This window comes from Burkholderia sp. NFPP32 (assembly GCF_900119325.1).
Classification (GTDB): Bacteria; Pseudomonadota; Gammaproteobacteria; order Burkholderiales; family Burkholderiaceae; genus Burkholderia; species Burkholderia pyrrocinia_C.
Genome location: NZ_FPJP01000001.1, coordinates 236081 through 261842, shown reverse-complemented (window position 1 = coordinate 261842; position 25762 = coordinate 236081). Strand labels below are relative to the sequence as shown.

The window sequence follows — 25762 nt, the reverse complement described above, 5'->3', positions numbered from 1 at the left end:
CGACGATGCTATTTGTTCGCCCCGGCAAACTCACGGATCTCGATGCGCTCGCGCACATGGCGCGCACCGCGCAGCCGGTCCTGCACTCGCTGCCGCACGACCGCGCGGCGCTCGAAGCGCGCGTGGCGCTCTCCGAGGATTCGTTTCGCGCGGACGTCGACTTCGCCGGCGAGGAGTTCTACCTCTTCGTGCTCGAGGATTCGTCGACGGGCAAGCTGCTCGGCACGGCGAGCATCGTGGCCGCGGCCGGCTACTCGGAACCGTTCTACGCGTTCCGCAACGACGCACTGATCCACGCGTCGCGCGAGCTGCACGTGAACCGCAAGATCCACGCGCTCACGATGTCGCACGAGCTGACCGGCAAGAGCCGGCTCGCCGGCTTCTACGTCGATCCGTCGCTGCGCGGCGACGCGGCCGCGCACCTGATCTCGCGCGCCCGGATGATGTACATCGCCGCGAACCGCCGCCGCTTCACGCCCGAAGTGTTCACGCTGCTGCTCGGCGTGAGCGACGGCAACGGCGCATCGCCGTTCTGGGAAGCGGTGGGCCGCAAGTTCTTCGGCCGCGACTTCACCGACGTCGACATCGCGTCGGGCGGCCGCAGCCGCACGTTCATCGCGGAAGTGATGCCGGCCTATCCGATCTACGTGCCGCTGCTGCCGGAAGCCGCGCAGCGCGTGCTCGGCGAGCCGAACGAGACGGCACTGCTCGCGTACGACATCCATCTCGAGGAAGGCTTCGAGCCCGACCGCTTCGTCGACATCTTCGACGCGGGCCCGGTGCTGACCGCGCAGGTCGACCGCATCGCGTGCGTGAAGCACGGTATGGAGCGCGTCGTGCGCGAGGCCTCGCACCAGCAGGGCGACGTCGCGTACATGGTGTCGACGGGCAGCGGCGAATCGTTCCGCTGCGTGCTGGCCGACCTGCCGGGCGACACGGCCGATGCGCCGCTGGCCGGCGACGTGCGCGCGGCGCTCGGTGTGAAGGATGGCGATGTCGTGCGCTGCGTGCCGCTGCACCGCCGCGACGATGAAGATTTGAAGGGAGACGCAGCATGATCGTCGTTCGGGTCGTACAAACGGGCGACGTCGACGCGCTCGTGTCGCTCGCGAAGGAAACCGGGCCGGGCCTGACCACGTTCAAGCCCGACCGCGACGCGCTCGCCGCGCGCATCGAGCGCACGCGCCGCACGCTGGCGGGCGAGGCCGCGCCGGGCGAAGCCGGCTACTTCTTCGTTATGGAAGACTCGAAGACGGGCGACATCGCGGGCGTGTGCGGGATCGAATCGCAGGTCGGCCTCGAACAGCCGTTCTACAACTACCGCGTGAGCACGGTCGTGCACGCGAGCCAGGAGCTCGGCGTATGGACGCGGATGTCCGCGCTGAACATCTCGCACGACCTGACGGGCTATGCGGAAGTGTGTTCGCTGTTCCTGAGCCCGCGCTATCGCACGGGCGGCGTCGGCGGCCTGCTGTCGCGCTCGCGCTTCATGTTCATCGCGCAGTTCCGCGAGCGCTTTCCGGAGCGCATCTGCGCGGAATTGCGCGGCCACTTCGACGAAGACGGCACGTCGCCGTTCTGGCGCGCAGTCGGTTCGCACTTCTACCAGATCGATTTCAACGCGGCCGACTACCTGAGCTCGCACGGGCGCAAGTCGTTCCTCGCGGAACTGATGCCGCGCTATCCGGTGTATGTCGACCTGCTGCCGCAGGACGCGCAGGATGCGGTCGGCCTCACGCACCGCGACACGCTGCCGGCCCGCAAGATGCTCGAGGCGGAAGGGCTGCGTTACCAGAACCACGTCGACATCTTCGACGCGGGCCCCGTGCTCGAATGCCACGTGAACGACTTGCGCACGGTGCGCGAGAGCGTCGTCGTGCCGGTCGCGATCGGCGTGCCCGACGCGCAGGGCGACCATCCGCCGACGTCGCTCGTATCGAATACGTCGCTCACCGATTTCCGCGTCGGCGTCGCGCCGGGCGTGGTCGCGAACGGCTCGTTCGTGCTGTCGGCCGACGATGCCGTCGCGCTCGACGTGAAGGCCGGCGATCCGGTCCGCGTGCTGCCGCTCAAAGTCAAACAGGGATAAACGAATCATGACGGAACTCTTCATCGACGGCGCCTGGGTCGCAGGCTCGGGCCCCGTCTTCGCTTCGCGCAACCCGGGCACCGACGAGATCGCATGGCAGGGCGACAGCGCATCGGCGGCCGACGTCGACCGCGCGGTCGCGAGCGCGCGCCGCGCGTTCGCCGGCTGGTCGGCGCTCGACTTCGAATTGCGCTGCGCGATCGTGAAGCGCTTCGCGGCATTGCTCAACGAACGCAAGGAAGCGATCGCAACCGCGATCGGCCGCGAGACGGGCAAGCCGCTGTGGGAAGCGCGCACCGAAGTCGCGTCGATGGCCGCGAAGGTCGGCATCTCGATCCAGGCCTACCAGGAACGCACGGGCGAGAAGCGCCAGGACATGGCCGACGGCGTCGCGGTGCTGCGCCACCGCCCGCACGGCGTCGTCGCGGTGTTCGGCCCGTACAACTTCCCCGGCCACTTGCCGAACGGCCATATCGTGCCCGCGCTGATTGCCGGCAACACGGTCGTGTTCAAGCCGTCGGAGCTTGCACCGGGCGTCGCGCGCGCGACGGTCGAGGTGTGGAAGGAAGCCGGGCTGCCGGCCGGCGTGCTGAACCTCGTGCAGGGCGAGAAGGACACGGGCATCGCGCTCGCGAACCATCGGCAGATCGACGGGCTGTTCTTCACGGGCAGCTCGGACACCGGCACGCTGCTGCACCGGCAGTTCGGCGGCCGTCCGGAAATCGTGCTCGCGCTCGAGATGGGCGGCAACAACCCGCTCGTGATCGGCGAAGTCGAGGACATCGATGCGGCCGTGCATCACACGATCCAGTCGGCATTCCTGTCGGCTGGCCAGCGCTGCACGTGCGCGCGCCGCATCTTCGTGCCGCAGGGCGCGTTCGGCGACCGCTTCCTCGCGCGCTTCGCCGACGTCACGTCGAAGATCACGGCCGACGTGTTCGATGCCGATCCGCAGCCGTTCATGGGCGCGGTGATCTCGGCGCGCGCGGCGGCGAAGCTCGTCGACGCGCAGTCGCGCCTGATCGGGCAGGGCGCGAAGCCGATCGTCGCGATGACGCAGCGCGATCCGCGTCTCGGTTTCGTGAACGCGGCGATCGTCGACGTGACGGGCGTGGCGAACCTGCCCGACGAAGAGCATTTCGGTCCGCTCGCGCAAATTGCCCGCTACGCGACGTTCGACGAAGCGATCGAGCGCGCGAACGACACGGCGTTCGGCCTGTCCGCCGGCCTGCTCGCCGACGACGTGCGTGCCTGGGAGCACTTCCGCCGCACGATTCGCGCCGGGATCGTCAACTGGAACCGGCCGACCAACGGCGCATCGTCCGCCGCGCCGTTCGGCGGCACGGGCCGCTCGGGCAACCATCGTCCGAGCGCATATTACGCGGCCGACTATTGCGCGTATCCGATGGCGTCGGTGGAAAGCACGCAACTGACTTTGCCCGCGAGCCTGTCGCCGGGCCTGCATTTCTGATCGAGGGAACGACGATGAACGCACAAGAAGCCAATTTCGACGGGCTCGTCGGCCCGACCCACAACTACGCCGGGCTGTCGTTCGGCAACGTGGCGTCGCTCAACAACGAGAAGTCGGCCGCGAACCCGAAGGCCGCCGCGAAGCAGGGGCTGCGCAAGATGAAGCAGCTCGCGGATCTCGGTTTCGCGCAGGGCGTGCTGCCGCCGCAGGAGCGGCCGTCGCTGCGCCTGCTGCGCGAGCTCGGCTTCTCGGGCAAGGACGCGGACGTGATCGCGAAGGCCGCGAAGCAGGCGCCCGAGCTGCTCGCGGCGGCGAGCTCGGCGTCGGCGATGTGGACCGCAAACGCGGCCACCGTCAGCCCGTCGGCCGATACGAGCGACGGCCGCGTGCACTTCACGCCGGCGAACCTGTGCAGCAAGCTGCATCGCGCGATCGAGCACGACGCGACGCGCCGCACGCTGTCGACGCTGTTCGCCGATCCCGCGCACTTCGCGGTGCACGAGGCGCTGACGGGCACGCCGGCGCTCGGCGACGAAGGCGCGGCGAACCACACGCGCTTTTGCGCCGAATACGGCAAGCCGGGCATCGAGTTCTTCGTGTACGGCCGTGCGGAATACCGCCGCGGCCCCGAGCCGAAGCGCTTCCCGGCACGCCAGACCTTCGAGGCGAGCCGCGCGGTCGCGCATCGCCACGGGCTCGCCGAAGAGGCGACGGTCTATGCGCAGCAGGATCCGGACGTGATCGACGCGGGTGTGTTCCACAACGACGTGATCTCGGTCGGCAACCGCGACACGCTGTTCACGCACGAGCGCGCATTCGTCAACAAGCAGGCGATCTACGACACGCTGACCGCCGCGCTCGACGCACGCGGCGCGCGCCTGAACGTGATCGAGGTGCCCGACGCGGCCGTGAGCGTGAACGACGCGGTGACGTCGTATCTGTTCAACAGCCAGCTGCTGTCGCGCGCGGACGGCTCGCAAGTGCTCGTCGTGCCGCAGGAATGCCGCGAGAACGCGAACGTCGCGGCCTATCTCGACCGTCTCGCGGCCGGTAACGGCCCGATTCACGACGTGCTCGTGTTCGACCTGCGCGAAAGCATGAAGAACGGCGGCGGCCCCGCGTGCCTGCGCCTGCGCGTCGTGCTGAACGAGGCGGAGCGCGCGGCGGTCACGTCGAACGTGTGGATCAACGACACGCTGTTCGCGTCGCTCGACGCGTGGATCGACAAGCACTATCGCGATCGCCTCGCACCGGAAGACCTCGCCGATCCGGCGCTGCTCGACGAATCGCGCACGGCGCTCGACGAGCTCACGCAGATCCTGCGCGTCGGGTCGCTGTATGACTTCCAGCGCTGACGCACCGATGTCCGCCGCCGCGCCGCTCGACGACTTTCTCGCGTTCACGCTGGCCGGCACCGTGCCGGCCGCGACGGACGGCGCCTGCGCGGGCGGGGCAGTCCGCTGGCAATGGCTCGGCGACGGGCTGCTCGCGCTCGAACCGGCCGCGGCTGACGGCGCGGCGCGCGCGAGCGTGCTCGTATCGGCGGGCGTGCACGGCGACGAGACGGCGCCGATCGAGCTGCTGTCGATGCTCGTGCGGGATCTCGCATCGGGCGCGCTGCCGCTCGCGTGCCGGCTGCTGGTCGTGCTCGGCAACGTGCCGGCGATGCGTGCCGGCGAGCGTTATCTCGACGACGACCTGAACCGCCTGTTCAGCGGCCGTCACGCGCAGGTGCCCGCGAGCCGCGAAGCGCCGCGCGCCGCGCGGCTCGAAGCGGCGGCTGCCGCGTTCTTCGCGGCGGCGCCGGCGGGCGGCGTGCGCTGGCACATCGACATGCATACGGCGATCCGCGCGTCGGTGTTCGAACAGTTCGCGCTGCTGCCGCATACCGGCACGCCGCCGACGCGCACGATGGTCGAATGGCTCGGCGACGCGCGCATCGCGGCCGTGCTGCTGCATACGGCGAAGGGCAACACGTATTCGCATTTCACGGCCGAGCACTGCGGCGCGCTCGCATGCACGCTGGAACTCGGCAAGGTGCGGCCGTTCGGCCAGAACGACCTGACGCGCTTCGCGCCGGCCGACCTGGCCGTGCGTCGACTCGTATCGGGTGCGCGGAGCGACGCCGGGGCCGAGTTGCCGCGTGTATTCACCGTGATCGACCAGATCACGAAGCAGAGCGACGCGCTCGAGCTGTTCGTCGCGGCCGACGTCGCGAACTTCACCGCGTTCGCGCGCGGCACGGTGCTCGCGCAGGACGGCGACTACCGCTACACGGTGACGCACGACGAGGAACGGATCGTGTTTCCGAACCCGACCGTGAAGCCGGGCCTGCGCGCGGGACTGCTCGTCGTCGACACGACGCGCGAGACGCTCGCGGCACTTGTCTGAGCGCGTGTCCCGATCGATTGCGCGGCCGCGACGGCACGCGGCCTTGCATATTTGCGACATCGTCTTGCAAGTTCGGCTGCCGACACGGCCGGTGCCGTGCACGCACCGCAGCATCGCGCGCGGGCGGCCGCTTTGCCATATCGGGTCGCGCGGATTGGTACAATCGCGGCCTTGCGGCTGTTGCGCCGCATCACGGCGCGGCATCGACATTGTCGCGGCCATCCGGCCCTGCAATGATGCAAGCGCCCGTAGTTCCGGAACATTCGAGTATCGAGGAGAGCACCTGATGAAGTTGGATTGGCGTAAAGTGGCCGCGCACGCGGTGGTGGCGGCATCGGTGGCGGCGGCAGGCAGCGCGTTTGCCGCGGATCTGAAGGAGATCCGGTTCGGCGTCGAGGCCTCGTACGCACCGTTCGAATACAAGACGCCCGACGGCAAGCTGACCGGCTTCGACATCGATATCGGCAACGCGGTGTGCGCGAAGCTGAAGACGAAGTGCGTGTGGGTCGAGAACGACTTCGACGGCCTGATCCCCGCGCTGCAGGCGCGCAAGTTCGACGCGATCAACTCGGACATGACGATCACCGACCAGCGCAAGCACGCGATCGCGTTCACCGATCCGATCTACACGATTCCGAACCAGCTGATCGCGAAGCAGGGCAGCGGCCTGCTGCCGACCCCGCAATCGCTGAAGGGCAAGCGCGTCGGCGTGCTGCAGGGCACGATCCAGGAAGCGTACGCGAAGAAGAAGTGGGCGCCGGCCGGCGTCGAAGTCGTGCCGTACCAGACTCAGGACCTGGCCTATGCCGACCTGAAGTCGGGCCGTCTCGACGCGACGTTCCAGGATTCGGAAGCCGGTTCGAAGGGCTTCCTGACCAAGCCGCAAGGCCAGGGCTTCGCGTTCGCGGGCGGCACGGTCAGCGACACCGAGATCCTCGGCTCGGGCGTCGGCTTTGGCCTGCGCAAGAACGACGCGGCGCTGAAGACCGCGCTCGATCAGGCGCTGAAGGACCTGAAGGCCGACGGCACGATCGACAACCTCGCGAAGAAGTACTTCAGCGTGCCCGTGACGCTCAAATAAGCGTTTCGTTCGATCGCACGATGCAAGCAAACCGGCCGCTCATGCGGCCGGTTTGCGTTCGGGAGGCTGGAAACGACGCGGGCAGGCCGCCGCTGGCCGCGCTACGCGGGAAAGAACCGGCCCAGTTCGCGCGCGAGCTCGTTGAGCACGCTCATCTCCTGCTGCGCGATCTTGCGCGCGGGCTGCGCACCTGCCCAGTCGCCGTACAGCAGCGCGACGGTCGTCGTGCCGACCCGCACGGGCAGCAGCACGAACGCACGCGTGTCGTCGAACGCGTCCAGATACCACGCGGGCAGGCGCTTGAGCATCTTCGGTTCCTGCGCCTGCTCGATGAAGATGCCGACCGAATTCGTGATCGCGAGATGAAACACGTCCGGCTCGAAGCGTTCGTCGAAGCGCAGCCGGTCGAGCGCCGTATCGACGCCGGGGCCGAAGCCGAGGCGCGCGGCGAACGTGCCGTCGTCGTGACGCACGAACATCACGGTGCGCGTGAACGCGAGGCCGGCCAGCAGGCTTTCCGACGCGAGCGCGAGCACCGGCGTCAGCACATGCTCGGACGGCAGCGCGCGCAGGTCCGCGAGGCCGGCTTCGAGGCATGCCTCGGGCTCGGCCTGCGCGCGCGCGATCGCATCGGCGTTCGCGCGCAGCTCGACGATCTCGCGCATCACGGTGTCGCTCGCTTCCTCGCGCGCGAGCAGCTCGGCGATCTCGACTAGCGCGTCGGACTCCATGTCGAGCTCCGTGCCGTAGTGCTGCGCGAGCGTCGCAATGCGCGCGTCGCGCTGCGGGCTCGCGGGCATCACGAGCGCGCTCGCGACCTCGGTCGAGCAGCGGCTCACCGCGCGCAGCCAGCGTACGCGGTCGGCCGGGCCGTCGTCGGCAGCATGGCCCGCGTTGCGGTCGTCGTCGTATTCGTCGTCGAACGCGTCGGCGTGGGCCGCGTGATCGTCGTTGGCCATCCCCGCGCGAATCACGTCGGGCAGCCGCCAGCGCGCGGCCGCTTCGAGCCCGATCTCGTCGAAGCCGACGCCGAGCACGTCGATGCACGCGGCCGCTTCGTCGCCGTTCAGTTCGGCCGTGCGCCGGCGGATCCGGTCCCATTCGCTGTCGAGATAGCAGACCACCAGCAGCTTGCCGACCTGGCGCATCAGCGTGCAGACGACGGCTTCCTCGCCGCCGCGCAGCTCGGCGTGCTCGGTCAGCTTGCGCGCGACGCAGCCGGACAGCAGCGCGCGGTTCAGTTCGAGCTTCGCGTCGATGCGTCGCGGCGTGCTGTGGTGGAAATGGTCGACGAGCTTCAGCCCGACGACGAGATGGCCGACCGCGTCGAGGCCGAGCACCATCAGCGCGCGGGTGACGGTCGTGATGTTGCCGCCGAACGCCATGTACATCGCGGAGTTCGCGAGCCGCAGCACTTTCTGCGTGAGCGCAAAATCCGACAGCACGACGCGCACGAGCGCTGTGAAGTCGAGGTCGTCGTTCTTCATCGCGGCCATCGTCGCGCGCAGCGATTCCGACAGCAGCGGGAAGTCGCCCCGTTCGTTCATCCGGGCCCACAGCTTGTCGAGCAACGCGGTGCGGGGCAGGTATTCGGTGGTTGACATACGGATCTGTCCGGTTCGCCGCGCGTGTCAGGCGGCGGCGTGCAGGTGCAGTTGCTGCGCCTCGAAGCGCCGTGCGAGTTCCTCGGACGGCAGCGCCTGGCAGACGAGCCAGCCCTGGATGTGATTGCAGCCCATCTCCGTCAGCAGTTCGCGCTGCGCCTCGGTCTCGACGCCTTCGGCGACGAGCTCGAGATCGAGCGTCTGCGCGAGCCCGACCACCGCCGACACGATCGCGCGGTCGTTGCGCGACGTCAGCAGGTTCTCGACGAAGCTGCGGTCGATCTTCAGCTTCGCGAGCGGGAAGCGCTGCAGGTACGCGAGGCTCGAATAGCCGGTGCCGAAATCGTCGATCGCGAAACGGATGCCGAGATCGGTCAGCTCCTCGAGCAGCCCCTTCGCGTGCGCGGGGTCGTGCATCAGCAGGCTTTCGGTGATTTCGAGCACGATGCGGCGCGGGTCGATGCCCGTCAGCGCGATCGCCTCGCGCACGCTCTGCGTGAAGCGCGGGTCGCGGAACTGCTGCGGCGACACGTTGACCGCCACGTACTGCAGCGCGAGCCCCTGACGGTCCCACGCAACGAGCTGCATGCACGCGGCCTTGAGCACCCAGTTGCCGAGATAGTTGATCAGGCCGATAGATTCGGCGAGCGGAATGAAGGTCGCCGGCGGCACGAGGCCGTGCACCGGATGGCGCCAGCGGATCAGCGCCTCGACGCCGACCACCGCGCACGACTGGCTGTGCGTGATCGGCTGGAAATGGAGCGAAAACTCGCCGTTGCGCACGCCGTCGTACAGGTCGGCTTCGAGCTTCAGCCGTTCGGCGTCGGCCGGATCGTCGACAGGCGCATGGAACGCGAGCGCGTTGCCGCCCGATGCCTTCGCCTGCGCGAGCGCGTGATCGGCGCGGCGCAGCAGCGGGCTGTGGTGCTGCGCGCGATGCGGCGCGGCACGCTCGTCCGGATAGAGCGCGATGCCGATGCTGGCGGACAAATGCACCGTCTGCCCCTGGTACACGTAGGGTTCGCGCACCGCGGCCTGCAGCCGGCGCGCGAGCGCGTCGGCGGCATGGCTCGCCTGTGCGCGGTCCGGCGCGCCGAGCACGATCGCGAACTTGTCGCTTGCGACGCGCGCGAGCCGTTCGTTCGGCGTGACGAGCGCCTTCAGCCGCTGCGCGGTTTCGCGCAGCAGCGTGTCGCCCGCGTCGTAGCCGAGCGCGCGGTTGATCCGCTGGTAGTCGTCGAGGTCGAGCAGCAGCAGCGCCGCGCAGGTGCCGCCCTCGTCGGCGGTCTGCTGCGCGCGCATCAGCGCGGGCACGAGCGCGGACAGGTTGTCGAGCCCCGTCATCGGATCGTGGTGCATTTCGTACGTGAGGCGCGCCTCGAGCGCGCGCCACGACGATACGTCGAACGCCGCGATCGCGAAGCCGTCGACCCCGAGGTGACGGCTCTTGAACGCGCGGATCTCGACGTCGAGCGGGTAGGTCAGCGACTTGACGATGCACATCGTCGCCTTCTCGACCTGGCCCGAATGCGCGGCGCGCGCAAGCAGGCCTTCGAGCGCCGCGGTATCCTGTTCGGCGATCAGGTCGCGCAGCGTCAGCGTGTGCAGGTAGTCGCGGTGGTAGCCGATGAAGCGCAGGCTCGCGTCGGACACGTACAGAAAGCGCAGCTCGCGGTCGACATGGGCGAGGAAATCCACCGTGCCGACCGTCTGTTCCAGCCAGTTGCGCACGGAGTCGTCGCGCCGCGGCGCGCCGGCGCGCGCGGGCATCAGCGCACCGCCCGACCAGGCGAAGCGGCGCAGCGTATGCAAGGCGCTGCGCCAGGAGCCCTTGCGTGACGTCTGTTTCCTGTTGGCTTCCATGTTTCTCGCTGACGTGAAGGGCTGGAACCGGTTGTCCGGAAGGAATAACGGCAGACTGTGCGGAATCTTTAACGGGCCGGGCGCGGATGGCGCTGCCGCTGGACCGGATCATGCACGTGCGTTCGACAGGCGAACGCCAACGTGGCCTACATCGAGGCTGACTTTATAAGAAATGAGGACGCAGATGAAGCGAAAACTGTTGCTGGGCGCCGCGGCGGCGCTGGTGGCCGGCCATGCGCTGATCGCACAGGCGGAACTGAAGCCGGGCGCCGCGGCGCCGGACTTCACGACGCAGGCGTCGCTGGGCGGCAAGACTTACACGTACTCGCTCGCCGATGCGCTGAAGCATGGGCCGGTCGTGCTGTATTTCTACCCGGCCGCGTTCACGAAGGGCTGCACGATCGAGGCGCATGCGTTCGCGGATGCGGTCGACCGTTACAAGGCTTATGGCGCGACGGTGATCGGCGTATCGGCAGACAATATCGACACGCTGACGAAATTCTCGGTGAGCGAGTGCCGGAGCAAGTTCCCGGTCGCGGCCGATCCGGACGCGAAGATCATCCGTGAATACGACGCGAAGCTGCCGGCGCTCGACCGCGCGAACCGCGTGTCCTACGTGATTTCGCCGGAAGGGAAGATTCTGTACGAATACACGAGCCTGTCGCCCGACAAGCACGTCGAGAACACGCTGGCCGCCGTGAAGGCGTGGGCCGACGCGCATCCGAAGCAGTAAGCGGCAGGCCCACGCGTAAGCGGCCCGTCGTGCGGGCCGCGGGCACGGGAAAACGCGCCGCCTCGCGAGGCGGCGCGCGTGGAGCCGCGTTATGCGCGCAATGCCTGCTCGATCGGCACGCCGCCGCCGACGAAGCCGACGATCTTGCGCGAGATGCCGAGCTTGATCGCCTCGATCGCGGCCCACGCGACATCCTGGCGCGATACCGGCGGCGCGGGCTCGACGCGTTCCTCGGTCAGCGCGATCTTGCCGACGCCCGGCGTGTCCGTGAGCGGGCCGGGGCGCAGGATCACGTAGTCGACGCCGGATGCGATCACGCGCTCGTCGCCTTCGCGCTTCATCTGCGAATAGTGGCGCAGCGCGTCGGGGCTCTGCTCGGGCCAGTACGCGGACAGCGAGCTGATCACGACGAGCTTCTGCACGTTGTACGCCAGCGCATACTCGGCCGCGCGGGCGACCGCGTCGCGGTCGATCTGCTCCTCTTCGGCCGCGCCTTCCGATTCGGCCGAGCCGGCCGTATAGATCACGTGCGTGATGCCCTGGAATGCGTGCGAAAAATCGTCCGTCAGATCGGCCTCGACGACCTTCGCGCCCGGCAGCGCATAGCCTTGCCGGCGCACCAGCGCCGTCACCTCGAATTCCGGCTGCTTGAGCAGCAGATCCGCGCAGGCCTGGCCGGTGCGGCCGGTCGCGCCAATCAGCAGTACCTTCGTCGTCATGAAACCGCTCCTTGCTCGATGCGTCATCCTCCCAGATAGGGACGGACGACCGATAACTCAAGTGTAATGTCGAATCGCGGCGGCGGCGCACAGGTAATAAGGGGCGTACCGGCGCGGACTGCCGGCGTGGATACGCGGCCCCCGGCGACATGGCGCACGTTCGGGCGGTCATTCATTCACCCGGATTCGGGAATGACGCGCCGACCGGCTATCATGTGCGCGATGCATTTTTCGACGCTACGTCCCATAACGCGTCGGCCAACCGGTTGGAGTACACATGGCATTACCCCTGGACAACGTCAGCATGGCCGTGTTCTGCGACTTCGAGAACGTCGCGCTCGGCGTGCGCGACGCGAAGTACGAGAAATTCGACATCCAGCCCGTGCTGGAGCGCTTGCTGCTGAAGGGCAGCATCGTCGTGAAGAAGGCCTATTGCGACTGGGATCGCTACAAGGGCTTCAAGGCGTCGATGCACGAGGCGAGCTTCGAGCTGATCGAGATTCCGCACGTGCGCCAGTCGGGCAAGAATTCGGCCGACATCCGGCTCGTCGTGGACGCGCTCGATCTCTGCTACACGAAGTCGCACGTCGATACGTTCGTGATCATCAGCGGCGACTCGGACTTTTCGCCGCTCGTGTCGAAGCTGCGCGAGAACGCGAAGAAGGTGATCGGCGTCGGCGTGAAGAAATCGACGTCGGACCTGCTGGTCGCGAACTGCGACGAATTCATCTTCTACGACGATCTGGTGCGCGAGCAGCAGCGCACGCTCGCGAAGCGCGAACAACAGCAGCGCGCCGGTAACGGCGGCGCGAAGCGGCCCGACGAGCCGTCGCGCAAGCACGACATGGACGCGCGCAAGGCCGAGGCGATCGCGCTGGCGGTCGAGACGTTCGACGCGCTCGCGTCGGAGCGCGACGACGTCGGCAAGATCTGGGCGTCGGTGCTCAAGAGCGCGATCAAGCGCCGCAAGCCGGATTTCAACGAGTCGTACTACGGGTTCCGCGCGTTCGGCAACCTGCTCGACGAGGCGCAGGCGCGCGGCCTGCTCGAAGTGGGGCGCGACGACAAGTCGGGCGCGTTCGTGTCGCGGGCACGCCAGCCGGCGGCCGCGGAGCACGTCGCGGCGGGCGGTGAAGGCGCCGCCGCGCACCACGGCCCGCGCGCGACGGAGCCGGCGCGGGCCGGGCGCGAATCGCGACGTCGCGGGCAGCGGGCGGAAGCGGTCGTGCACGAGAGCGTGCAGGTCGAAGCGCAGGAGGCGGTCGTTGCCGAAGTCGCCGACGCAGCGGCGGTCGCGCCTGCCGTCACGGCCGATGCGGCCGATGCGGCCGATACGCACGGCGACGCGAAGGACGGCCGCAAGCGCGCACGCAAGAGTGCGGCGAAGAAGACCGGCGCGAAGAAAACCGCCGCCGCGAAGAGCGCCGGCCGTCACGAGGCCGGGAAGCCGGACGATGCCGCGCATGGCGCGGCGCAGCACGGTGGCGACAAGCACGCGCACGGCAGGCATGCCGACGACGCACATCGCGATGCGGGGCAGGGCGACGACCGGCACGCCGCGGTGACGCACGCCGAGCCGGCGGCCGGCGATTTCGGCGGCGAGGTTGCCGCGGCGCAGCCGTCGCATGACGCCGCGCCGGTCGAATCGGCTGCCGAAGCACCGGCCGCTGCCAAGCCGAAGAAGCCGGCCCGCAAGGCGGCGCCGCGCGCGCGTCGTCCGCGCAAGACGGCGGCTACCGAGTAAATAAACCGCAGCCGGGCCGGGATCGTCCGAAACAGGACGGCACCCGGCCCGCGCAATACCGGCCGGCGCAACGCCGGCCGGCCTGCCGAGCTAACCGTTCAGCACATACGGCCGCGTCATCACTTCGAGGAAATGGCCGTCCGGATCGTCGAAATACACGCCGCGGCCGCCGTTGTGGCGGTAGATGTCGCCGGGCTGCCGCTTTGCCGGATCGGCCCAGTGCGGCAGCCCGCGCTCGCGAATGCGCGCGAACACGCGGTCGAAGCCGGCTTCGTCGGTCAGGAACGCGTAATGCTGCGCCGCGATCTCCCCCGTCTTTTCGTAAAAATCGAGCGACACGCCGTTGTCGAGCGCGACGACCAGCATCGCGCCGAACGGCGTCGGCGGCGGCAGTTCCAGAATCTCGGTGAGGAAGCGGCTCGACGCGTGTTTGTCGCGGCACCAGACGATCGTGTGGTTCAACTGGACGTTCATGGCGTGTTCCGGGAAAGGGTGCCGGCGGTGGGCATGGAAACACGATAGCCGATCGCCGCCGGTGTTCAAGCGCGGAAAGCGGCCGCCTGACGGGCGGCCGCTGCCGTCATTCCCCGGCGACCGCCGGCCCGCCCGGATTCCGGCGGTTGCGCCGCTTCTCGGCCCACACGCGCAGCCGGTCCATGTACAGATAGACGACCGGCGTCGTATAGAGCGTCAGCACCTGCGACACGACCAGGCCGCCGGCGATCGCGATCCCGAGCGGCGCGCGCAGCTCGGCGCCGTCGCCGCTGCCGAACGCGAGCGGCAGCGCGCCGAGCAGTGCCGCCATCGTCGTCATCATGATCGGGCGGAAGCGCAGCAGGCACGCCTCGTGGATCGCGTCGAACGACGACTTCCGGTTGTTGCGCGTCTGGTCGATCGCGAAATCGACCATCATGATCGCGTTCTTCTTCACGATGCCGATCAGCAGGATCACGCCGATCAGCGCGATGATGCTGAACTCGGTCTTGAACAGCAGCAGCGCGAGCAGCGCGCCGACGCCGGCCGACGGCAGCGTCGACAGGATCGTGATCGGGTGGATGTAGCTCTCGTACAGAATCCCGAGCACGATATAGACGGCCAGCAGCGCGGCGAGGATCAGGATCGGCTGGTCGTTCAACGACTGCTGGAACGCCTGCGCGGTGCCCTGGAAGCTGCCGACGATCGTCGGCGGGACGCCGACCTGCGCCATCGTCTGGTAGATCACCTGCGTCGCCTGCGACAGCGACACGCCCGGCGGCAGGTTGAACGAGATCGTCGTCGCGACGAACAGCCCCTGGTGGTTGACCGACAGCGGCGTCGTGCTCGGCCCGAACGTCGCGATCGCCGACAGCGGGATCATCGTCGACTTCGACGTCGATACCGATGCGCCCGACGACGTGCTCGACTTGCCGCTGGCCGCGATCGAGTTGAGCGCCTGGTTGCGCGCGGAATCGGATGCGATCGCCGCGGCGCTCTGCGCGGCCGTGCCGGCGCTCGACGTGCCGGCCGACGTCGCGACGTAGGTGCCGGCCGCCGCGTTGGTGGTCTGCGAGCCGTTCGCGCTGCCGCCCGACGTGCTGATCCATACCTGGTTCAGCATCTCGGGGCTCTGCCAGTATTTCGGCGCGACTTCCATCACGACGTGGTACTGGTTCAGCGGGTTGTAGATCGTCGAGACCTGGCGCTGGCCGAACGCGTCGTACAGCGTGTTGTCGATCTGCGCGGGCTTGATGCCGAACCGCGCGGCCGTCGCGCGATCGATCGTCACCATCGCCTCGAGGCCGCCTTGCTGCTGGTCGGAGTTCACGTCGGTCAGCTCGGGGCGCTTTTGCAGCGCCTCGGTCAGGATCGGCCCCCACTTGTACAGGTCGGCGCTCGAATCGCCGAGCAGCGTGAACTGGTACTGCGCGTTGCTCTGCCGGCCGCCGACGCGGATGTCCTGCGCGGCCTGCAGGAACGTGCGCGCGCCCGCGACGTCCGCCAGCGGCGGGCGCAGTTGCTGGATCACCTGGTCGGCCGACAGCTTGCGCTCGGTGCGGTCCTTCAGCGTGACGAACATGAAGCCCGAGTTGGTCTGCGTGCCGCCGGTGAAGCCCGCGACGCTCTTCACGTTCGGATTGCCCTGCACGATCCGCATCATTTCGGAGAACTTCAGCTTCATCGCCTGGAACGACGTCGACTGGTCGGCCTGGATGCCGCCGATCATCAGCCCGGTGTCCTGCTGCGGGAAGAAGCCCTTCGGCACGACGATGTACAGGTAGACGTTCAGCCCGATCGTTGCAAACAGGGTCATCAGGATCAGCAGCGGCCGGCGCAGCGCCCACGACAGCGAGCGCTCGTAGCCGCGCTGCATGCGCGTGAAGCCGCGCTCGAGGAAGCGCCCGAAGCGGCCTTCGCTTCGCGGGTCGTGCGACTCGGGCAAGAGGCGCGCGCACATCATCGGCGTGACGGTCAGCGACACCGCGAGCGACACGGCGATCGCGAGCGACAGCGTCAGCGCGAACTCGCGGAACAGGCGCCCGACGATGCCGCCCATCAGCAGGATCGGCAGGAACACGGCGACGAGCGAGATGCTCATCGACAGCACCGTGAAACCGACCTCGCGCGCGCCGTCGAACGCGGCCTGCATCCGCGATTTGCCGTTCTCGATGTGCCGCGAGATGTTCTCGAGCACGACGATCGCATCGTCGACGACGAAGCCGGTCGCGACGATCAGCGCCATCAGCGACAGGTTGTCGATCGAGAAGCCGAGCAGGTACATCGCGCCGAACGTGCCGATGATCGAGATCGGCACCGCGACGCTCGGGATCAGCGTCGCGCGCCAGTTGCGCAGGAACAGGAACACGACCATCACGACGAGGCTGACCGCGATCAGCAGCGTGTGCTCGGTGTCCTTCAGCGACGCGCGGATCGTCGTCGACCGGTCGAGCACGGGCGTGACCGTGATGTCGGCCGGCAGCGACGCGGTGAGCCGCGGCAGCGCCGCGTGCACGCGGTCGATCGTCTCGATGATGTTCGCGCCGGGCGAACGGTACAGGATCACGAGCACCGCTCGCTTGCCGTTCGCGAGGCCCAGGTTGCGCAGGTCCTCGACCGAATCGACGACGTCGGACAGGTCGGACAGCCGCACGGCCGAGCCGTTGCGGTACGCGACGACGAGGTCGCGGTATTGCGACGCGTCGGAGGCCTGGTCGTTGGTATAGAGCTGGTAGCGCTGCGGGCCGAATTCGATCGCGCCCTTCGGTGCGTTCGCGTTCGCGGACGCGAGCGCCGCGCGCACGTCCTCGAGGCCGATCCCGTAGTGGAACAGCGCCTGCGGTTCGAGCTCGACGCGCACGGCCGGGTTGGCGGAACCGCTCACCGACACCTGGCCGATCCCGTCGATCTGCGACAGCGACTGCTGCAGCACCGTCGACGCCGCGTCGTACAGCTTGGCCGGCGATGAGGTTTCGGACGTGAGCGACACGACCATGATCGGCGAATCGGCCGGGTTGACCTTGCGGTAGGTCGGGTTGCTCTTCAGCGCGGCGGGCAGGTCGGCGCGCGCCGCGTTGATCGCGGCCTGCACGTCGCGCGCGGCGCCGTCGATGTCGCGGTTCAGGCCGAACTGCAGGATGATCCGCGCGTTGCCGACCGTGCTCGTCGACGTCATTTCGGACACGTCGGCGATCGAGCCGAGGTGCCGCTCGAGCGGGCTCGTCACGCTGGTCGCGACGGTCTCGGGGCTCGCGCCGGGCAGCGACGCCTGCACCGAGATGGTCGGGAAGTCGACCTGCGGCAGCGGCGACACCGGCAGCTTGATGAACGCGAACAGGCCCGCGAGCGCGACGCCGAGCGCGAGCAGCGTCGTCGCGACGGGGCGGGTGATGAAGGGGCGCGACAGGTTCATGGCTTACGCATCCGTGCGCGTGCCGGCAGCGGGGCCATGGCGTTCGAACCAGCCGCGCACGCGGCGCGCGAGCGAGTCGAAGCCGAGGTAGATCACGGGCGTCGTGAACAGCGTCAGCACCTGCGACACGATCAGGCCGCCGGCGATCGCGATCCCGAGCGGCTGGCGCAGTTCGGAGCCCGCGCCGGAGCCGACGATCAGCGGCACCGCGCCGAGCAGCGCGGCGAGCGTGGTCATCAGGATCGGCCGGAAGCGCAGCAGGCACGCCTGGAAGATCGCCTCGCGAGGCGGCTTGCCTTCGTTGCGTTCGGCGTCGAGCGCGAAGTCGATCATCATGATCGCGTTCTTCTTCACGATGCCGATCAGCAGCACGATGCCGATGATCCCGATGATGTCGAGGTCGTGCCCGGTGATCATCAGCGCGAGCAGCGCGCCGACGCCGGCCGACGGCAGCGTCGACAGGATCGTGATCGGGTGGATGTAGCTTTCGTACAGCACGCCGAGCACGATGTACATCGTGATGATCGCCGCGAGAATCAGGAAAACCTGGTTCGACAGCGATGCCTGGAACGCGAGTGCCGCGCCCTGGAAGCGCGTCTGGAACGACGCGGGCAGCGCGATGTCCTTCTCGGCGGCCTCGATCGCCTTGACGGCCTCGCCGAGCGACGCGCCGGGCGCGAGGTTGAACGAGATCGTCGTCGACGGGAACTGCGACAGATGCGCGACCAGCAGCGGCGACGGCCGCTCGTGGAACGACGCGATCGACGACAGCGGCACCTGGCCGCCGCCGGCCGACGGCAGGTAGATGTCGTTCAGCGATTTCGCGTAGTGCTGCTCCTTCGGTTCGGACTCGAGAATCACGCGGTACTGGTTCGACTGCGTGAAGATGGTCGACACGATGCGCTGGCCGAACGCGTCGTACAGCGCGTTGTCGACGGTCGCCGGCGTGATGCCGAAGCGCGCGGCGCTCGCGCGGTCGATCTCGATGTAGACGGACTGGCCGTTGCTCTGCAGGTCGGTCGCGACGTCGGCGAGCGACGGCTCCTGCTGCAGCCGCGCGACGAGCTTCGGCACCCAGGTCGCGAACTCGTCCGAATTCGGGCTCGTCAGCATGAACTGGTACTGCGTCGGGCTGACGGTCGAGTCGATCGTCAGGTCCTGCACCGACTGCATGAAGAGCGAAATGCCCGTGATGTTCGCGACGCGGTGCTGCAGGTCGCGGATGATCTGCGCCGCCGTCTCGGAGCGCTCGTCGCGCGCCTTCAGGTTGATCAGCATCCGGCCGCTGTTCAGCGTGATGTTGCTGCCGTCGACGCCGATGAACGACGTGAGGCTTTCGACGTTCGGATCCTTCAGGATCTCGGCCGCGAGCGCCTGCTGGCGTTCGGCCATCGCGCCGTACGAAATCGACTGCGGCGCCTGCGTGATCGCCTGGATCACGCCGGTGTCCTGCGCGGGGAAGAAGCCCTTCGGTATGTATACGTAAAGCAGGCCGGTCAGCACGAGCGTCAGCAGCGCGACGACGAGCGTCGAGCGCTGGCGGTTCAGCACCCATTCGAGCGCGACCGCGTAGCGCGCGATCACCCAGTCGATCGTCTGGTGCACGCGCGCCTCGAAGCGGTGGCTCTCCGGCGGCGGCGAATGGCGCAGCAGCTTCGCGCACATCATCGGCACGAGCGTGAGCGACACGATCGCCGAGATCACGATCGTCACCGCGAGCGTGATCGCGAATTCGTGGAACAGGCGCCCGACCACGTCGCCCATGAACAGCAGCGGGATCAGCACCGCGATCAGCGATACCGTCAGCGAGATGATCGTGAAACCGATCTGCCGCGAGCCCTTCAGCGCGGCCTCGAGCCCCGATTCGCCTTCCTCGACGTAGCGCGCGATGTTCTCGATCATCACGATCGCGTCGTCGACGACGAAGCCGGTCGCGATGGTGAGCGCCATCAGCGACAGGTTGTTCAGCGAGAAGCCGGCCAGGTACATCACCGCGAGCGTGCCGATCAGCGACAGCGGCACCGACAGGCTCGGGATGATCGTCGCGTAGACGTTCGCGAGGAACAGGTACATCACCAGCACGACCAGCCCGACCGCGAGCAGCAGCTCGAACTGCACGTCGCGCACGGCCGCGCGGATCATCGTCGTGCGGTCGGTGACGATCTGCACGTCGAGCGCGGCCGGCAGCGTTTCCTGCAGCTTCGGCAACTGCGCCTTGATCGCGTCCACCGTCTGGATCACGTTCGCGCCGGGCTGGCGCTGCACGTTCAGGATGATCGCGGGCTCCGAATTCACCCACGCGCCGAGCTTGGTGTTCTCCGAGCCGGCGACGACCGTCGCGACGTCGGTGAGCATCACCGGGCGGCCGTTCTTGTACGCGACGACGGCGCTGTTGTACTGGTCGGCGCTCGTGAGCTGGTCGTTCGCGTTGATCGTGTACGCGCGCGTCGGGCCGTCGAAGTTGCCCTTCGGCGTGTTCACGTTCAGGTTCGAGATCGTCGTGCGCAGGTCGTCGAGGTTCATCCCATACTGCGCGAGTGCGGTCGGGTTCGCCTGGATCCGCACGGCCGGGCGGTTGCCGCCCGACAGGCTGACGAGGCCGACGCCCGCGATCTGCGAGATCTTCATCGCGAGGCGCGTATCGGCCAGATCCTGCACCTGCGTGAGCGGCAGCGTCTTCGACTTGACGGCGAGCGTGATCACCGGCGCGTCGGCCGGGTTGACCTTCGCGTAGATCGGCGGGGCAGGGAGGTCGGACGGCAGCAGGTTGCCGGCCGCGTTGATCGCGGCCTGCACTTCCTGCTCGGCGATGTCGAGCGGCAGGTCGAGCGAGAACTGCAGCGTGATCACCGACGCGCCGGCCGAGCTTTGCGACGACATCTGGTTCAGCGACGGCATCTGCCCGAACTGCCGTTCGAGCGGCGCGGTGACCGACGAGGTCATCACCTCCGGGCTCGCGCCCGGGTAGAAGGTCTGGACCTGGATCGTCGGGTAGTCGACCTCGGGCAGCGCGGCGAGCGGCAGGAAGCGCAGCGCGACGAGGCCGGCCAGCATGATCGCCGCCATCAGGAGGGCGGTGCCGACCGGCCGGAGAATGAAGAGACGGGATGGATTCATCGAGCGGCCCGCGCGTTATCGGGCCGCTGCTTGCGACGCGCCGTGCTGGTGTCCGCCGCGATGGCCGCCGGCGTCCGATGCACCCGACGCCGCGCCGGCGCCGCGCGCGCCCGACGCGCCTTTCGGCTTGTCGGCCGGGATCGAGATTTTCGCGCCTTCGCGCAGGCGGTCGGAGCCGTCGGTCACCACGCGCTCGCCGAGCGCGATGCCGCTGACGATGCTCGTGCGCTCGCCGTCGACCGGGCCGGGCTTGACCTTGCGCACCGTCACCGTGTTGTCGGGTTTCACGACGTAGACGAACTGGCCGATCGAACCCGTCAGCACCGCGGACGTCGGCACGATCGTCGCATCGCGCATCACGTCGACGAGCAGCCGCGTGTTCACGAACTGATTCGGGAACAGCATGCCTTCCTTGTTATCGAAGTTCGCGCGCAGCTTGACCGTGCCCGTGCTCGTGTCGATCTGGTTGTCGAGCGTCGCGAGCGAGCCCGTCTCGAGCGGCACCGTGTTGTTGCGGTTGTATGCGGTGACCGACAGTTTCTGGCCCGCGTTCACCTGCTTGAGGATCTGCGGCAGGTTGTCTTCCGATGTCGTGAAGATCACGCTCATCGGCTGCAACTGCGTGATCACGACGATGCCGGTGCTGTCGCCCGGCGTCACGTAGTTGCCGGGGTCGACCTGACGCAGGCCGACGCGGCCCGACACGGGCGCCGTGATGCGCGCATACGTAAGGTTCAGCTTCGCGGAATCGATCGCGGCCTGGTCGGTCTTTACCGCCCCTTCGTATTGCTTGACGAGCGATTTCTGCGTATCGACGGTTTGCGACGCGATCGAGTCCTGCGACAGCAGCGTCTGGTAGCGCTTCAGGTCGAGGCGCGCCGTCGCGAGCAGTGCCGAGTCGCGCGCGAACGTGCCTTCGGCGTTCTCGAGCGACACCTGGTACGGGCGCGGGTCGATCTGCGCGAGCACGTCGCCTTTCTTGACGATCTGGCCTTCCTGGAACGACACCGACTGCAGATAGCCCGACAACTGCGTCTTCACCGTCACGTTCGCGAGCGGCGTCACGGTGCCGAGCGCGGACAGCACGATCGGCATCTCGCCCTGCGTCGCGGTCGCCACCTGCACGGGCTGCGGAACGTTCGCCATCGCGGCGGGACCGCCGCGGCCGCGATGGCCGCCGGCGCCGCTCGCGCCCTGGGCCGCGCTACCGGCCCCCGGCTTGGCCGCCGACGTGCGATTCCACGGGTGCCACCACAGCAGGCCGCCGATGACGACGACCGCGAGCGTCCCGATCATCAGCGTGCGGCGCGGGCGCCGTGCGGCGGGAGATGCGGGATCTTTCGAAGGGGGCGTGGGATTTTGTTCGTTATCCATCGTGTTCTGTCGGGAAGACGGCGCGGCGTGCCGGGAATCGGACTGCTCTTGGCTGCGCGTGGGCGAGCGGTGCCGGGAGGGGCAACCCGGCTCGGTCCGGTGCCCACCCGACCCGCGCGGGAAAAGAGCTGTGCGCACCGCGAATGCGGCGCGACGATGGGCATGATCCTACGTGCCGTCCCCGTTACAGTCCAGCGGTCTATCTTTCAACGGGTTACGGTCGTTACAGAACGCGACGGAACGCGCAGGACGATGACGGAACGATTACACGCCGATGCGCCGGGCCGGCGCGCCGCCGATCTCGCGGGTGATTTTCGCGATGCATTCGTGCAGTGCGGGTACGACATGTTCCTGTAGCCATTCGGGCGGACACTGGTGCGACGCACCGCCGCAATTCACCGAATAACGCTGGCCCGACGGGCCGACGAAACCGGCAGCGACCGCATTCAGGCCCTCGCGCCACTCGCCGATCGCGATCGCGTGGCCTTCGCGCATCGCTTCGTCGAGCGCGGGATTGAGCCTCGCGGACACATGCGGCCAGTCGTCGCCCGCCGTCGTGCGCAGCGAATCGAGCAGTTGGCGCCGCTCGTCGTCCTCGAGTGCCGCGAGATACGCGCGGCCGACGGCCGTGCGGGCGATGTCCATCCGCGAGCCGATTTCGAGGCGCGTGACGAGCACGGCCGAGCGCGGCCGGATCACGTCGATCGCGACCATGTCGAGCCGGTCGCGCACCGCAAGGTGCACGGACAGCGACGTGCGTTCGGCCAGCTCGATCATGAATGGCCGCGAACGCGCGCGGATGTCGAAGTTGCGCAGGAAGCCGTGGCTCAGCTCGAGCACCGACGCGGTGAGCACGAAGCGCTCGCTGTCGGGCAACTGGAACAGGAAGCCGGCGCTGACCAGCGTCGCGGTGATGCGCGACACGGTCGGCTTCGGGATGCCGGTCAGTTCGGTCAGCTCGCGGTTGCTGACGGGCGCGTCGGCAGCCGCGATGCGGCGCAGCACGGCAAGGCCGCGGGCGAGCGCGGTGATCTCGTCCGGCGACGATTCACGATCTCGGGACGCGGAAGAGGTTACAGTTGTCGACACGAGGGATTCTCTCTATTTCCGAAACTCGATTTCAATTTTGTTGGTATTGTAGGACGATTGTCAAAAGATGCATGTTCCGTGGGTGAACTGGTCATTGGATGAGATTTTGCGGGTTCACCCTTGGTTTATTAGGAAAACGCTCAAAGGAGCATTGCCGGAAAGTGCATGAGCCGGTGCAAATACCGCTTGACTTGTCGGGCGGAAACGGAAAGAATGTCTCACGTTTTCGAAACATCGTTTCAGGAGTTTAACCGGCAACGGTGTTTCGCGCAGTCTCTCAGGTTCTAGCACGGCCCTCGGAATGGCTAGAACTTTTTTAGCGCCACGGTCTCCGTGGCGCTTTTTTTTGCCCGTCCGCCCGGACGCGTCAGGCCCGTATTATCCCCCGATCGCAGAAAACGCCCGTCCGAACGTCCGGCGGAGCATGCTTGCGCGCGATGCATTCGCGGCAGGTTCGATTCGCGCGCGCAAAAAAAAGCGCGATGCCCGCGCTGGGCATCGCGCACAAACCGGCGTGGAGCGCCGACGAATGAACGGTGATGAAGAAAGGAGCGCCCGGCTAGGGGCGCCCGGCCAGGGGCGCAAGGCCCCCTCGCACGAAGCGGTCAGGCCTTCGCGAGCTTGATGCTGGTCTGCTCGGCCGTCAGGTAGCCGACGCTGGCGCCGAAGCGGTCCTTGAAGTTCGCGCGCACGAGCGGGTCGAGCGTCGGCTTGACCTTGTCGTGCAGCGGCGTTTCCCAGTCGCCCGCGTGCTGGAAGTTGCTCATGACGTACGTCCAGCCGTTGATCTCGTCGACCGCGTGCAGGCCCGTCGATTCGGCGCCGGCCGGGCACGACAGCACGCGCACGAGCGATTTCGTGTCGACGTTGTAGGCCCACAGGAAGTTGTTCACGTGCATGCCCGAATCTTCGCCGATGAAGAGCGTGCGCAGCTTCTCGGAGAACTTCAGGTTGTCCGGGTTCGCGATCTTGTCCGGGTTCGCGAGGTTGCCGAGCCCGTCGGCCGCGGCGAGATCCTCGCCGACGAGCGCGGCCGGCGCGCCCATGTCGACCGGCACCCATTCGCTGTCGATCGCGCTGCCCGTCGTGTCGCGCTGGCTGCCCTTCAGGTTCAGCGCGTAGACGGCGCCCGCGGCGATCTTCTTGTCGACCGCGACGTCGCGCGACACCGCGTTGCCCTTGACCATCGACGTCTCGATCCGCGACATCGCCGTGTAGACGATCTTGTCCTTCGCGTTCACGGTCGTGCCTTCGAGCTTCGTGAACGCCATGCTGCCGCCGAGCAGCGCCGCGTAGCGGTGCGTCTCGAGGAAGGCGGCCGCCTTTTCCATCCCCGGCTTCACGCGCATCCAGTTGAACTTGCCGCCGAAGTGGATCTTCGTGTAGCTCGCATCGTTCGGGTCGGTGGTCGTCAGGTCCATGATGTCCGACGCCTTCAGCGTGTTCGCGAGCGCTTCGATCTCGCCGCTCGTCGCGTGGCCGATCCTGATCCACGTAAGCGTCGCCGTGCCCGCGCCGGCGGAGGACGTCTGCGCCCACTTCGCGACGTACAGCGTACCGGCCGACAGGTCGGCCGCCTTGTCGGCGACGAACATGAACAGGCCGCCGTTGGTGGCGTCGTCACCCATCATCACGGTGCGCTGGTCCGGCATCACCTGGATCAACTCGTGCGAGATGCGGCCGAGGCAGTAGTGCTTCTTCACGGTGCCCGTGCCGTCCGCGTTCACGGTGATCTCGGGCAGGTGGCCGTAGTGGTAGGGGTTCGCCTTCGTCTCGTCGCCGAACGTATTCCTGCTGAACGCCTTGAACTGCGCGTCGGTCGCGGCCTTCGTCGCGTCCGGCTCGTACTCCTCGCTCGACAGGTGCGTGCCCCACGGCGACAGGCTCGCGCCGCAGGTGATCCACAGGCCGTGCGCGTTCGACGTGTCGACGTTGTGGTACTTGACGACCTTCAGCGCGCCGGTGGCCGGATCCTGGTCGAGCGTGAGCACCGCGATCGGCGACGGCAGCTGGCCGTACTGCGATGCGCTGGCCTGGTCGCGCGTCGTGTATTCGAACTGCACGACCGCGAACACCGTGTTGCCCTTCACGCCCGGCACATTCGCGTTCTTCAGCGTGAGCAGCGAGCTGCCGTCCGGGCAGTCGGAATAGAACTGGCGCTCCTTGCCGGCTACCGAACGATCGATGATCGGCTGGTTGTTGATGTCGTAGTAGCCGCCCGCGAGCGTCGTGCCGCCCTTGCCGTCCGGCACCATGTCGCCCGTCACGAAGAACGGCCGGTACGCGAGCTTGAAGTTGCGCGACGAGCCGTCCGAGAACGACACCGACAGCGTCGAGCCGACCGTCGTCGTGGCCATCGCGGCCGCGTTGTCGAGCGTGGGTGCGGCCATCGCCGAGAACGTCGCCGACGTATACGCGGCGGCGGCCGGCGTCGACGTCGGATTGTCGTCGCCGCCGCAACCCGTCAGCAGGGCCGGCAGCGCGAGGCCGGAAAGGGGAAGCATCGGCGCGCCGGCGAGGATCTTCAGGGCCTGACGACGGGCGGCATTGGGCAACGCGGGCATGTGGAGTCCAGTTTCAGTTGTTGGAAGAATGGCCTTC

The 25762-nt window shown here is 67.9% G+C and carries 17 protein-coding genes; 8 read left to right on the top strand and 9 right to left on the bottom strand.

The genetic code is table 11. The features are described from left to right. Nucleotides 1-5 precede the first annotated feature (5 nt). The 6 genes from aruF to BT264_RS01075 all read left to right on the top strand — a co-directional run bounded on the left by aruF (nucleotide 6) and on the right by BT264_RS01075 (nucleotide 7032). Nucleotides 6-1058, top strand: a complete 1053-nt coding sequence (gene aruF, locus BT264_RS01105) for an arginine/ornithine succinyltransferase subunit alpha (protein ID WP_072435956.1) — start codon at nucleotides 6-8, stop codon at nucleotides 1056-1058. Next, entirely contained in the window at nucleotides 1055-2089 is a 1035-nt protein-coding gene (gene astA, locus BT264_RS01100; RefSeq protein WP_072435955.1) for an arginine N-succinyltransferase, read from the top strand. Before aruF ends, astA begins: the two co-directional genes overlap by 4 nt. A gap of 7 nt (nucleotides 2090-2096) precedes the next feature. Continuing rightward, nucleotides 2097-3560 (top strand): succinylglutamate-semialdehyde dehydrogenase, encoded by a 1464-nt coding sequence (gene astD / locus BT264_RS01095; protein ID WP_072435954.1) that lies wholly within the window; start codon nucleotides 2097-2099, stop codon nucleotides 3558-3560. A gap of 14 nt (nucleotides 3561-3574) precedes the next feature. Continuing rightward, nucleotides 3575-4915 (top strand): N-succinylarginine dihydrolase, encoded by a 1341-nt coding sequence (astB, locus tag BT264_RS01090; RefSeq protein WP_034183148.1) that lies wholly within the window; start codon nucleotides 3575-3577, stop codon nucleotides 4913-4915. A 7-nt stretch (nucleotides 4916-4922) separates the two neighbouring features. Continuing rightward, nucleotides 4923-5951 carry a succinylglutamate desuccinylase gene (gene astE, locus BT264_RS01085; protein WP_177318335.1) on the top strand — a complete coding sequence of 343 codons (1029 nt, stop codon included), beginning with the start codon at nucleotides 4923-4925 and terminating at the stop codon, nucleotides 5949-5951. Nucleotides 5952-6237: 286 nt separating this feature from the next. Next, nucleotides 6238-7032 carry an ABC transporter substrate-binding protein gene (locus BT264_RS01075; RefSeq protein ID WP_072435952.1) on the top strand — a complete coding sequence of 265 codons (795 nt, stop codon included), beginning with the start codon at nucleotides 6238-6240 and terminating at the stop codon, nucleotides 7030-7032. A gap of 101 nt (nucleotides 7033-7133) precedes the next feature. On the opposite strand, the gene BT264_RS01070 is transcribed toward BT264_RS01075, so the two are convergent. Both BT264_RS01070 and cdpA read right to left on the bottom strand, forming a co-directional pair. After that, nucleotides 7134-8636 (bottom strand): HDOD domain-containing protein, encoded by a 1503-nt coding sequence (locus BT264_RS01070; protein ID WP_072435951.1) that lies wholly within the window; start codon nucleotides 8634-8636, stop codon nucleotides 7134-7136. Nucleotides 8637-8663: 27 nt separating this feature from the next. Beyond that, nucleotides 8664-10406, bottom strand: coding sequence for a putative bifunctional diguanylate cyclase/phosphodiesterase (cdpA, locus tag BT264_RS01065; RefSeq protein WP_218173332.1), 1743 nt, complete (start codon nucleotides 10404-10406; stop codon nucleotides 8664-8666). A gap of 277 nt (nucleotides 10407-10683) precedes the next feature. Between cdpA and BT264_RS01060 the strand changes: the two genes are divergently transcribed. Next, nucleotides 10684-11232, top strand: a complete 549-nt coding sequence (locus tag BT264_RS01060; protein WP_072436414.1) for a peroxiredoxin — start codon at nucleotides 10684-10686, stop codon at nucleotides 11230-11232. A gap of 89 nt (nucleotides 11233-11321) precedes the next feature. On the opposite strand, the gene BT264_RS01055 is transcribed toward BT264_RS01060, so the two are convergent. Beyond that, nucleotides 11322-11951 carry an SDR family oxidoreductase gene (locus tag BT264_RS01055; protein WP_072435949.1) on the bottom strand — a complete coding sequence of 210 codons (630 nt, stop codon included), beginning with the start codon at nucleotides 11949-11951 and terminating at the stop codon, nucleotides 11322-11324. A 277-nt stretch (nucleotides 11952-12228) separates the two neighbouring features. On the opposite strand from BT264_RS01055, the gene BT264_RS01050 reads away from it, so the two are divergent. Next, on the top strand, nucleotides 12229-13695 hold the full coding sequence (locus BT264_RS01050) for an NYN domain-containing protein (RefSeq protein ID WP_072435948.1): 1467 nt from the start codon (nucleotides 12229-12231) through the stop codon (nucleotides 13693-13695). 90 nt (nucleotides 13696-13785) lie between these two features. Here BT264_RS01050 and BT264_RS01045 read toward each other — a convergent pair whose 3' ends face one another. From BT264_RS01045 to BT264_RS01020, 6 genes are all read right to left on the bottom strand, one after another. Continuing rightward, on the bottom strand, nucleotides 13786-14169 hold the full coding sequence (locus BT264_RS01045) for a VOC family protein (RefSeq protein WP_072435947.1): 384 nt from the start codon (nucleotides 14167-14169) through the stop codon (nucleotides 13786-13788). Nucleotides 14170-14275: 106 nt separating this feature from the next. Beyond that, complete coding sequence (locus tag BT264_RS01040; RefSeq protein ID WP_072435946.1) at nucleotides 14276-17581, bottom strand: efflux RND transporter permease subunit; 3306 nt, start codon at nucleotides 17579-17581, stop codon at nucleotides 14276-14278. Nucleotides 17582-17584: 3 nt separating this feature from the next. Further along, nucleotides 17585-20698, bottom strand: coding sequence for an MdtB/MuxB family multidrug efflux RND transporter permease subunit (locus BT264_RS01035; protein ID WP_072435945.1), 3114 nt, complete (start codon nucleotides 20696-20698; stop codon nucleotides 17585-17587). A 15-nt stretch (nucleotides 20699-20713) separates the two neighbouring features. Further along, nucleotides 20714-22072 carry an MdtA/MuxA family multidrug efflux RND transporter periplasmic adaptor subunit gene (locus BT264_RS01030; RefSeq protein WP_072435944.1) on the bottom strand — a complete coding sequence of 453 codons (1359 nt, stop codon included), beginning with the start codon at nucleotides 22070-22072 and terminating at the stop codon, nucleotides 20714-20716. Between the two features lie 264 nt (nucleotides 22073-22336). Next, on the bottom strand, nucleotides 22337-23161 hold the full coding sequence (locus BT264_RS01025) for an IclR family transcriptional regulator (RefSeq protein ID WP_072435943.1): 825 nt from the start codon (nucleotides 23159-23161) through the stop codon (nucleotides 22337-22339). A gap of 605 nt (nucleotides 23162-23766) precedes the next feature. Beyond that, nucleotides 23767-25725: a PhoX family protein gene (locus BT264_RS01020; protein WP_072435942.1), complete on the bottom strand. Its 1959-nt coding sequence runs from the start codon at nucleotides 25723-25725 to the stop codon at nucleotides 23767-23769. Between the last annotated feature and the right edge of the window lie 37 nt (nucleotides 25726-25762).